Origin of the sequence: Candidatus Ulvibacter alkanivorans (assembly GCF_003333325.1) — a bacterium.
Classification (GTDB): domain Bacteria; phylum Bacteroidota; class Bacteroidia; order Flavobacteriales; family Flavobacteriaceae; genus Ulvibacter_A; species Ulvibacter_A alkanivorans.
This window is the reverse complement of record NZ_QOLC01000030.1, coordinates 1-12,026: the sequence shown is the minus strand read 5'-3', so window position 1 is coordinate 12,026 and position 12,026 is coordinate 1. Positions and strand designations below refer to the sequence as shown.

Sequence of the window (12,026 nt, the reverse complement as noted above, 5' to 3'; positions counted from 1 at the left end):
ACTTTATGCACAAGAACAAATTAAATATGAAGGGGGAGAGATTTACATTGTAGCCCAAGACAATGAAACTGATAAAGAAATCTTTAAAAAACCTTACGGAAAAATAATTTCCATAGAATATGATGCATTTTACAAAAGCTATTATATCCTATTTCAAACGCAAGATGGGGCAACAGGATTTGGACTAGAATTCATTAAGGAATTTGAAGTACCAGATGGAGTTTCATTTCGTATGAAAGAGAAAGGGAAAAATAACTTTTATGATGTATTCGATAGGCTTGAAGAATCTGGAATAATGATAATAATTAGCAAAGAAGTAGTTGATGGTGTTTATAGGTCATATCAGATTCTTAACACAAAGAAGGTGTAAGTATATTTATTGCTATTTAATTTTATAGAATTATCTATTAAAAGGCCCACAATTAGGCATACATATCAGAGACATTTTTTATAATACAATGATATTCAGGGTATAAATTACGCAGGTTCAAATCCTGTCATCCCGACAAACAGATGTCCGGTGTTTTAAACACTGGACATTTTTATTTGTGACTTAGCCAAGCGAAGCTTGAGCAAAAATTAGCAAATAAAAATGACCAGGCACGGTAGTGCCGGACAACTGTTTGCAACAATAGCGATGTAAAAGGATAATCCAAATCCTGTCATCCCCGACTTAACCAAAAAGTGGTACGAGAGTATCACTTTTTTTATTTCCGAAAACGTCAAAAGTTTACTTTTGTAAGTTGAAGGGAATAGAAAAACTAACACAAAGTGTTTACTTTTTGATTTGTAATGAGGATTTATTAGGATTCTGTAAATCCAGTTCTTTGGACGCCTTACTTTGCTAAAAAAAATCGAGGTTTTTATTTTTAATAAAGCAATGTTTTAATCGCACTGAGGGTTTATTAGGATACTCCAAATCTAATTTTTTAAAATTTAGGTAGGGTAAATCAAATATTACTTGTTTCATTTTTAGACAACCAACTTATATGATTTTTAATACTCAATTTCGCCCCGTTTTGTGATGTAACAACCAAAACTTTAGAAAATGAAAAAAATTACCACACTTTTATTGATGCTTATTGCTCCCATGATCATAGGGCATACAACCTTTGATGACAGAGCAAGTGCTTCCGAAGAAATTGTAATTGGAAACTGCGATGTACAATGTCCGGACGATATTGAGGTCACAGCCGATGCGAACGACGAGTTCACGATTCCTGATTATGTGGCTAATGGTACTGTTACTGTAACTTGCGATGGAGGGACCATCACACAAAATCCGGCGCCCGGTACCATAGTCGGTCCGGGAACCACTGTGATCACCATAACCGCTGTAAATGCAACCGATGATGATGATTGTGATTTCGATCTTATCGTAAACGGTAATGGGGGTGGTAACTGCGAGGTCGAATGTCCAAACGATGATGTTACGGTCGCTGCCAATGACAACGACGAATACATTATTCCCGATTATATAGCTAATGGGATGGTAACCATAAATTGTACCAACGGAACAGTGAGTCAAACACCGGCTCCTGGCACTTTTGTGGGTGTTGGAACTACAGAAATATTGATAGAAGCGGCTAACGCTACCGATGTCGACGACTGTGATTTCGATCTGATTGTTACAGGGACCACTGGAGGTGGAGACTGCGAAGTCGAATGCCCGGATGAAGACGTTATCGTTGCTGCCGATAATAATAATGTGTATGTGATTCCGGATTTTGTCGCAGACGGCATCGTTATTGTCAACTGCAGTGGAGGTAACATTACTCAAATTCCGGCTCCCGGTACTGAAATAGGACTGGGTACCATAGAAGTCGTTATAGAAGCCAGCACGGCAAACGATGATGACGATTGTGATTTTGATCTGGTAGTTGAAGAAAGTTTAGGAGTAGGCAGTTCCGAAATCGAATCTTTAGTACTTTTTCCTAATCCGGCACGTTCTAAGATCACTGTGAGCATTCCCATTACCAAGATTACTATTTATGATCTCATGGGTAGAATTCGTATGGCTGAGGAGCATCAAATAGTTGATGTGAGTACTTTGAAGCACGGACTTTATTATGTTCAGATCGAGACCGAGCATGGTAGTACCATTAAAAAATTAATGATAGACTAACTTGGTGCTTTAAAATTAATTGATTAAATAAAATAAAGAAGTATATTTTAAGACCTTTACAACACCTAATTTTTTAAATTAAAACAAAGCAGATTTGAAAAAATCGGTTCACCGAATCTACATAGGCACCATGGTGTCTATAGTGATATTAATAACAATCTATTTAGCCTTTACCGGGTATTCGTATTATTCAACACCACTGGAAGAACGGTTCTACCACCCCAGCCATAATTGGTTTAAACCAAGTGGCTTGTTTGGTCAAGGACTTGGTGTTGTTGGAACATTCTTAATATTGTTTGGCGTCTCTATTTACATTGCACGTAAACGCTACAATGTATTGGCTAAATACATTCGCTTAAAATATTTACTGGAGTTTCATATTTTTCTTTGTACGCTAGGTCCAATTCTCGTGCTATTTCATACTGCCTTTAAGTTTGGTGGTATTGTATCAGTGGCATTTTGGAGCATGGTGGCAGTTGTAGCAAGCGGTGTAATAGGAAGGTTTATTTATATTCAAATTCCACGAACGATCGAAGGTCGTGAATTAAGCCTCAATGAAGTAAAGAATTTAAAGACCGATGTGACCGAAGTGTTAACTAAAAAATACAATTTAGAGCCACAAGTAATCCAACTTTTTGTAAATTTTACAAACGAAACCGAAACAGCACAAAAAAAACCGTCGATCGGTAAGCTCGATAAAACCTTAAAACAACATCAAATCGAACCTGCTGAACGAAAGTCGATTCTTGCGATGGTAAAGAACGAACGTTCCTTATCACGAAAAATTGGACGGTTAGAATTAATGAAAAGGCTATTTAAATATTGGCATGTCGCCCATATGCCTTTTGCCTTGATCATGTTAATTATCGTGATTATTCATATAGTGGTTGCTTTTACATTCGGTTACAAATGGATCTTTTAATATGAATCTATTACTTGAAGAAGTCATTGTATATGGAGCAGTATTTCTACTCTGCTTCATCATTGTCTTTTTTTATCTTCGGAAGAAAAGTAGTACTTCCAAACAAACAAAAAAGAAGGTCGAGATTGCAAAGGAAGAAGGATTACACGAGCCTGTATCCTTACATCCATATATAGACCCCAATATATGCATTGGAAGTGGTGCGTGTATTTCCGCATGCCCGGAACAAGATATCCTCGGAATGATAGATGGCAAGGCCACGGTGGTAAACGCATCTAATTGTGTGGGTCACGGTGCCTGTTTTCACGCCTGTCCCGTTGAAGCAATCTCATTGCGAATTGGTACCGAAAAACGAGGTGTAGACCTTCCACATGTAAACGAGAATTTCGAAACAAATATGAAGGGAATCTATATTGCCGGTGAATTAGGCGGTATGGGACTTATTAAAAACAGTGTTGAGCAAGGACAACAGGCAATAGATAGTATCATTAAAAGCAAACGAAAACCAAAACCGAATTTACTGGACGTTGTCATCGTAGGTGCTGGTCCCGCAGGAGTTTCGGCTACCTTAGCAGCTAAAAAACATAAGCTATCCAGTGTTACTCTAGAGCAAGATTCTCTGGGAGGTACCGTATATACCTTTCCGAGATCAAAGATCGTAATGACCTCCCCTATGGATCTTCCGCTACATGGTAAGGTAAAATTATACGACACCAGTAAGGGCGAACTGCTTCAGTTGTGGAATAAAGTGATCGATGAGCACGATCTAACTATCATCGAAAATACGAAGGTGGAAAACATCACACCCTTGGAAGATGGTACTTTCAGAATTACAACCAATAAAGAGAAAGAATACCTAAGTAACAATGTATTACTGGCTATCGGAAGGCGCGGCAGTCCTAGAAAGTTAAACATTCCGGGTGAAGATACCGAGAAGGTAGCATACCGACTTTTAGAACCCGAATTAATTTCAGAAAAAAAAATAATCGTGATTGGAGGTGGGGATTCTGCCGTCGAAGCTGTTCTATTATTGAAGGATGCCAACGATGTGATTCTTAGCTATCGAAAAGATAAGTTCGCGAGATTGAAACCTAAGAACAGAGACAAGATTAAACAGGCAGATGAAGACGGTTCGATTCAAATAATTTACAATTCGAATCTTGTTGAAATCAAAGAGGATCACGTAATTTTACAAGTAGAAGATGAATCAACTACTCGTACCATTGAAAACGATCTGGTCTATATTTTTGCCGGTGGTGAATTGCCCACGACGTTTTTGGAAAAAGCCGGAGTTGAAATAACCAAGCGATTTGGTTATATTATGAAACAACACAAATAAGGCATCGATGAACAAGTTTATTGCACAGAGTGTTCTGCTAATGCTGTTAAGCACTGTGAGTTTTGGTCAGATATCTCCTGGCGACCTCACAGATTCACATGCCGAATTTGAAGGCATGGGGAACTGTACTTTGTGTCACGAACTTGGAGCAAAAGTAACCGATCAAAAATGTTTAGACTGTCATAAAGAAATTAATTCACTCATGACCCAAGACAAAGGATTTCACGCAAGTAGCCAGGTGGAAAGCAAGAATTGCTTTCAGTGCCACAGTGAACATCACGGTCGTAATTTCGATATGATCCGATTTAATAAAGATGCTTTTAATCATAACCTTACAGGCTATCCCCTTGAAGGCAAACATGCCACCATAGATTGCCGTGAGTGTCACGCCCCGGAAAATATCACCGATGCATCCCTTAGAAATAGAGAAGGGACCTTCCTTGGGTTAGATCAGCAATGCTTGTCCTGTCACGACGATTTTCACCAAGGAACTCTTTCTACCGATTGTAAAAGCTGTCATAATTTTGAAGCCTTCTCACCGGCGGTTGGTTTTAACCATGAAACGGCCGATTTCAAATTACGAGGGAAGCATATCGTCGTAGATTGTAAAGAATGTCACCAAACGACCACCAAAAATGGCCGAGAATTTCAGCAGTTTACCAATATGGCCTTTAACGATTGTAAAGCTTGCCATGACGATCCGCATAATGGCAATATACCGGGGGCTTGTGCACAATGTCATACCGAAAATTCTTTCAACACATTTATGGGTCGTGGAAATTTTAACCATAATACGACCGATTTCACCCTAAAAGGCAGTCATAAAAGCATCGATTGTTTTGCTTGTCATGCTGAAACCAATAACGTAGCAAGTATATTTCAGGACAGAACCGCCGTCGAAGAATCAAATTGTATTAGTTGCCATACCGATCAGCACGATGGAAAATTTGGAAACGACTGTGCAAAATGTCATAATGAAGAAAGCTTTTTGGCGTTGAATAATATGGACTTTTTCGATCATTCGGTGACCGATTATCCGTTGGAAGGAATGCATCAAGGTATCGACTGTCGTGAATGTCATACCGATAGATTTACAACACCCATCGATTTTTCAGAATGTAAAAGTTGCCATAGCGATTACCACAACGGCGAATTCGCCGAGAATGGTATTTCTCCGGATTGTGCCCAATGCCATTCACTGGAGAAAGGATTCGAATTTACCTTGTTTACGATCGATGATCACAATCAATCCGACTTTCCTTTGGAAGGAGCCCATGTGGCGACTCCGTGCTTTGCATGTCATGTAGATGAAAGAGAAGAACGATGGACCTTCGCTAATATGGGGTCAAGTTGTGTCGATTGTCATGTCGATTTTCATGAAGGCGCTATTGCACAAGAATACTACCCTCAAAACGATTGTACACAGTGCCATTCTAGCGAAGCATGGGATGCGGTGGCTTTTGATCACATTAGCACCGATTGGCCATTAACAGGCGAACATTCTACCGTATCTTGTATTGCTTGTCACTTCGAATATGCTGAGAATAACGAAATTATATCGCAAAATTTTAGTAATTTGAGTACCGATTGCGCATCCTGCCACGACAATGTGCATGGAGACGATTTTGCGATAGACGGTGTTACCGACTGTGCACGCTGCCATATTACGAGTAGTTGGGTGCCTGAAAAATTTGATCACGACCAAACTCGTTTTCCACTGGTAGGGAAACATGAGGAGGTAGATTGTAAAGCTTGCCATGAAATACAGAACGCACAAGGCGTAACTATTGTTGAATACCAATTAGGGACATTAGAATGTATAGACTGTCACCAATAATATTAGTGCTCTGCTGCATCGCTTCGATGTATGGCCAATCACCACACGGTGAGAGCCTAACGATCGACTGTGCCCAATGTCACAATCCGGAGGGGTGGACTATCGAAACTGAGACCCTACAATTTGATCATAATACTACCGATTTTGAACTAGAGGGAACACATGCACAGGTCGATTGTAAAGCCTGTCATACTACTTTGGTATTTGATGAAGCTCCTACCGACTGTTTTTCGTGCCATACCGATGTGCATAGTCAATCGGTAGGGAACGATTGTATGCGTTGTCATACTTCGGAAAGTTGGTTGGTTTTCAATATCCCCGAGATCCATGAAGAAAATGGATTTCCACTCATAGGCGCTCACACCAATCTAAGTTGTGTCGAATGTCATAGTGATGAAAGTACGCTAATCTTTAATCGCATTGGGAATGAATGTATCGAATGCCACCGTGACGACTATGTTGCCACCCAGAATCCAAATCACTTAGCTGCCGGGTTTTCTACCGATTGTTTGGAATGTCACAATCCCTTAGGTTTTGGTTGGGATGCTGAAGGCATAACACACGATTTTTTCCCTCTAACACAAGGGCATGATATTCAAGACTGTAATCAGTGCCATACAACCGGAAACTTTAGCGATGCCTCTCCAGACTGTTTTAGTTGCCATATGGAAGACTTTGCAACCACTACAAATCCGAATCACGCAAACGCAGGGTTCTCTACCGACTGTATAGAGTGTCATACCACAAGTCCCGGGTGGATGCCTGCCACTGTAGATCATGACTTCTTTCCATTGACCCTAGGTCATGATATTCAGGATTGTAATCAGTGTCATGAAAATGGGAATTTCAATAATACACCAACCGACTGCTTTGCTTGCCATATGGATGATTACGCCCAAACAAGCGATCCCGACCACGAAAATGCTGGATTCTCTACCGATTGTGCTTCATGTCATTCCACAAATCCGGGATGGATGCCGGCTACCGTTAACCACGATTTCTTCCCGCTAACATTAGGTCACAACTTACAAGATTGTACGCAGTGTCATGAAAATGGTGATTTCCAAAACACACCAACCGACTGCTTTGCTTGCCATATGGATGATTATGCACAAACCAATGATCCCGACCACCAAGCGGCTAATTTCCCCACCGATTGTGCCAGCTGTCACACGACCAACCCGGGTTGGATGCCCGCCACATTTGATCACGACCAAATGTATTTCCCAATATACAGTGGAAGGCATGACGACGTCTGGACTAGCTGTACCGATTGCCATAACAACCCTAATAACTTTGCAGTGTTTACTTGTCTTAATTGTCATCCCGCCGGAGAAACTGCAGAAGACCATGATGAAGTACCAGGCTATATGTACGAAAGTAATGCCTGCTTCCAATGTCATCCAACTGGAGAAGATTAAATTGTAATGAAAAAGATACTCTTATTTATATTGCTTTTTATAGGCATTTCCCACGCAAGTTATGCGCAAGAGGGAACCAAAACCCTGTCGGGGACGGTATCTTTTATTACGTCTAATAATGTCTATGTTAAATTCGATTCTACCGAAGAAGTTAAGATTGGTGACTTTATAGAACTCAATGGGAACAACTGTTTAAAGGTGACCGACAAGTCATCCTCGTCGGTGGTCTGTACCATCGAAAATGCCTGTGTGATCGAAAAAGGGGATGTGGTTACCTATACCTTCAGCAAACAACCTGAAGAGGAAGCTACAGAAGAACCGGCTGATGAAGTGGTGATCCCTGCCGAGACGGACAATGTCCCAACTACACCTTCCGAAGAAAAAGAAGAAACTTATAAAGAACAGATACGAGGTAGGATCGCGGCGTCCAGTTACAATGCATTTTCTAACCTGCGGGAGGATAGACATCGATTAATGACTCGATTTTCGCTAAATGCAAACCATATAGGCGACTCGAAGTTTTCGGCAGAGACCTTTATGGCCTATCGAAATATCATTACGAGTGCAGAAAGTAACTACACCGGTCGTACAAGTATCTTTAATGTGTATAACTTAAACCTTCGCTTTGATGCCACAGAAAGTTTGTCGATCACTGCGGGACGAAAGATTAATCGTAAGGCTTCGTCGGTAGGAGCAGTGGATGGACTTCAGGTTGAAAAGTACTTCGGAAACTTTTACGTAGGAGCCATGGGTGGTTTTCGCCCCGATTTTCAAGATTATGGTTTTAATGCCGATCTATTGCAGTATGGTGGGTATTTTGGTATCGAAACTAAATCGAAGGAGTTCTTTAGCGAGACGACCCTAGGAGCCATGGAGCAGACCAACGCCGGTAATACCGATAGACGGTATATTTTCTTTCAGCATTCTAGCACTATAGGAAATGATCTCAATTTGTTTAGTTCTATGGAGTTGGATATCTTCGGAAACACAGGTAATGAGACACGCCTTACAAATCTTTACCTGTCTGCGCGTTATCGATTTGGCCGAGCCGTGAATGTAATGGTTTCGTATGATACACGGAAAAGAATAATTTATTACGAAACTTTTGAAACTGAGATCGAACGTTTATTGGCAGAAGATCTGGCCCGGCAAGGGTTGCGAGCACGCATTAACATTAGACCGTTTAAGCGTATACTCGCCGGATTTAGTTATAGTAGTCGTTTTCAAAGTGATAATCAGAATAAATCAGATAATATATATGGCTATGCAACCTTAACCAAAATCCCGGGAATTGGCGGCCGATTAAATGCGTCGTATAATATTAATTCATCAAACTACTTAACAAGTAACATATTGTCGGTTCGACATTCCAGAGGCGTGTTCAAAGATAAGTTGCAAACCGAATTCTATTATAGACTCGCGAATTATGAATATGAGAATCGAATTACAAATTTTAGTCAGAATTATTTTGGTACCGTTCTCTCGTACAATATCTCCAAGACATGGCAGTTTAGTATTTCGGGAGAATTGGCGCAATTCGAGGAAGAGAATAACTACCGATTTTACACGCGCTTAACCAAACGCTTTTATTAAAAAAAAACAATTAGAATGAAACAATTACCTTCTTTTTATATACTTGCTTTAGCTTCCGCAGTAACCCTTGCTTGTAAAGATGAGCCTAAAGTGATAACCGCAGAGCAAAAATCGGAATCGAACGTGCCTAGCAGCGGGATCTTTTCCGAAGAGGAATCCATACCCGAACTAACACCTAGAATGAATTCCGGATTTACCGAAGATCTGCATACCGTCGTAGTTGGCGAAGTGCTTCCTACCCAAAAATATGTGTATTTAAACGTTAATGAAGGTGGAAAAACATTTTGGATCGCAGCGGCAAAACAAGATGTAAAAGTAGGGGAGACCTATTTTTATCGCGATGGACTATTAAAGACCAATTTCGAAAGTAAAGAATACAATAGAGTGTTCGACAGTATTTATCTGGTGTCTAAATTGGTGGCCGAAAATCATGCGAATGAAGCTGGAAACCTAACAGCGGATTTTTCTGAAACAGCAACAAAAACTGCTACTAAAGAAGATATTCCTACCCATACAAATGAGGTGATTGAGCATAAAGGTTCTATTAAGATCGCCGAGTTGGTGAGTGATCCGGCTGCTTATGAGGGGAAGACGGTTCAGATTACAGGAAAGTGTGTAAAGGTCAATCCTAACATCATGAACCGAAACTGGATCCATTTAAAAGATGGAAGTAAAGACGATTTCGATCTGGTGGTTACTTCCAATACGTTTGTGCCCGAAGGACAAATCGTAACCATGCGGGCAGAGGTAAGTCTAAATCGAGACTTTGGCTCAGGCTATCGCTACGACCTTATCTTGGAGAACGGTACGATAATCGAATAATTCACTACTTCTAGGAGATCACATTTTTATACTTCCGCTTTCGAAAGTAGGCTGTGATGCTTATAATTATTATACAGGTTACAACAATGTATACCCACTTTGGAATTGGGACCGGATCTCCGGTGGCGTAAGAATGTAGCCCCGAGAGGTAGTAATTAACCCCATAATAGGTCATAATTACCGAAGCCAAGCCAAAAATCGTAGCGAGGTTATAGGCGAAGAGCCCCCTAAGTTTAGGGATAAGTCTCATGTGCAAAATAAAGGCATAGACCAAGATAGTAACCAAGGCCCATGTTTCTTTAGCATCCCATCCCCAGTAACGTCCCCAAGACTCGTTGGCCCAAACTCCGCCTAAATAGGTTCCTACACTCACCATGAACAAACCACCAATTAGGGTAAGTTCACTAATGTAGGTCATCTCTTGGATGATCTGTTTTAATCGATGCTTATTCTTTTCGGTAATAAAGATCATCAAGATCAAGTTGATCAACCCTATGATGGCGCCAAGCATGAGGAATCCGTAGCTACCCGCCTCTAACGAGACATGGATTGTCAACCAATACGATTTCAATACCGGCACTAATGGTGTGATCTCAGGATCGAGAAAACTTAAGGTAGAAACAAAAAGTATGGTTGCTGCCAGCACCATGGTAGCCGCCATGGCTCCAAACGATTTTCGAGTAAATAGAATTCCGGCCAAGGTTGTCGTCCATGCGATATAGATCATCGATTCGTAGCCATTACTCCATGGAGCTCGTCCCGATACGTACCAACGAATTCCGAGTCCGATAGTGTGTAGGACAAATCCTAAAATAACGATGGCGAACAACACATAATAGATCTTCTTAAGCTTCCAGTTTGGTTTAAATACTGAAACGAATAAAAAGAATAGTAAGGCCACCCCCAACAACATATAAAGTCCGGCTAATCGAGTAAAAACGTTCATTTCGTTCAACAGGATCTCTGCATCTATTTTCGCTTCGGAAGGCATGATATCTCCGCCTTGAGTGCGTTGGTAGGTTTTGAGCTCGTCTAACAGATGCCCAACGTGCTTATAATCGTTCGTTTGAGTTGCCTTCTTTAATGAAGTGCCATATGCATTGAAAAAATTGGAAGCAACGGTACTATGGTTATGTCCGTCGTTATGATTGTGACTGCTATAGCCTTCCCAAGTGTTGTTTGGAGCATTTGGATTCGGAACGATTTTAAGCAACGTTCCCGAGAACGCCATGCTTAAAATATTAAGTCGTTCATCTATTTTCATTAATTCCTTTGCATAGACACCACGATCGATGGGTTCCAACCCGTAGACCCGGCGTACTTCATCTCGCATCTTGTATTCACCGGTTTCTGTAAAGAAGTCTTTATAGGAAGCATATTCCCCGGTTACGCCCAATAATTTTTGTACATCCTTGTGTTTTCCTAGTTTGACCAATGGAACATCGTACCAGTCTTGTTTGTTTACAAACATGCTTAACATCACCTGGTCTGCGGTGAGACCATCCCAACTTTGTTTACGGGAGATCTTTCGTAATATCTCTCGTGACAACGTATGAATAGGCTTCATTCGCCCCTTAAAATCTTGAACTACTACAGTGCTAAATTCTTCAGCATGCGCTTCGGAAACAGCCGATTTTACATGCGCCTCTTGTGCAAAACTTCCGGCACTTAGAAATAGGAACAGTATAAAAATAAAAGTCCCACTTTTACTGCGAATTTTAGAGATCTTCTTTCGAACACTGTAAAATCGAGTCTTTTTGCTAAACAAGGTCCAGATCATTCCTAAGGTAAGTAAGGCATATCCTAAATAGGAGATCACCGTGCCCCAAAAGTCACTGTTGACACTTAAATAAGTTCCCTGCTCATCTTTATCGAAAGAAGATTGAAAGAATCGATATCCGCCATAATCTAGAATATTATTCATATAAATACGATAGTCCATAGAAACATTTTCGGAAGGATCGAGC

General features: G+C 40.6%; 9 protein-coding genes. 8 read left to right on the top strand and 1 reads right to left on the bottom strand.

Annotated elements, in window-relative coordinates:
• The 8 genes from DWA30_RS13245 to DWA30_RS01740 all read left to right on the top strand — a co-directional run.
• Nucleotides 1-370, top strand: a 370-nt coding sequence (locus DWA30_RS13245) for a hypothetical protein (RefSeq protein ID WP_168421719.1), incomplete at its 5' end; no start/stop codon positions are given.
• Between the two features lie 678 nt (nt 371-1,048).
• Nucleotides 1,049-2,125: a T9SS type A sorting domain-containing protein gene (locus DWA30_RS01770; RefSeq protein ID WP_114490816.1), complete on the top strand. Its 1,077-nt coding sequence runs from the start codon at nt 1,049-1,051 to the stop codon at nt 2,123-2,125.
• A gap of 94 nt (nt 2,126-2,219) precedes the next feature.
• Nucleotides 2,220-3,047, top strand: a complete 828-nt coding sequence (locus DWA30_RS01765) for a hypothetical protein (RefSeq protein ID WP_245933840.1) — start codon at nt 2,220-2,222, stop codon at nt 3,045-3,047.
• A 1-nt stretch (nt 3,048) separates the two neighbouring features.
• On the top strand, nt 3,049-4,386 hold the full coding sequence (locus DWA30_RS01760; protein WP_114490815.1) for an NAD(P)-binding domain-containing protein: 1,338 nt from the start codon (nt 3,049-3,051) through the stop codon (nt 4,384-4,386).
• Nucleotides 4,387-4,393: 7 nt separating this feature from the next.
• Nucleotides 4,394-6,223 (top strand): cytochrome c3 family protein, encoded by a 1,830-nt coding sequence (locus DWA30_RS01755; protein ID WP_114490814.1) that lies wholly within the window; start codon nt 4,394-4,396, stop codon nt 6,221-6,223.
• Complete coding sequence (locus tag DWA30_RS01750) at nt 6,202-7,644, top strand: hypothetical protein (protein ID WP_136073129.1); 1,443 nt, start codon at nt 6,202-6,204, stop codon at nt 7,642-7,644. Before DWA30_RS01755 ends, DWA30_RS01750 begins: the two co-directional genes overlap by 22 nt.
• Nucleotides 7,645-7,650: 6 nt before the next feature.
• On the top strand, nt 7,651-9,237 hold the full coding sequence (locus DWA30_RS01745) for a hypothetical protein (RefSeq protein WP_114490812.1): 1,587 nt from the start codon (nt 7,651-7,653) through the stop codon (nt 9,235-9,237).
• Nucleotides 9,238-9,252: 15 nt separating this feature from the next.
• Nucleotides 9,253-10,059, top strand: a complete 807-nt coding sequence (locus DWA30_RS01740) for a hypothetical protein (protein ID WP_114490811.1) — start codon at nt 9,253-9,255, stop codon at nt 10,057-10,059.
• 10 nt (nt 10,060-10,069) lie between these two features.
• On the opposite strand, the gene DWA30_RS01735 is transcribed toward DWA30_RS01740, so the two are convergent.
• A partial coding sequence (locus tag DWA30_RS01735) for a cytochrome c biogenesis protein (RefSeq protein WP_168421718.1) occupies nt 10,070-12,026 on the bottom strand: 1,957 nt, incomplete at its 5' end.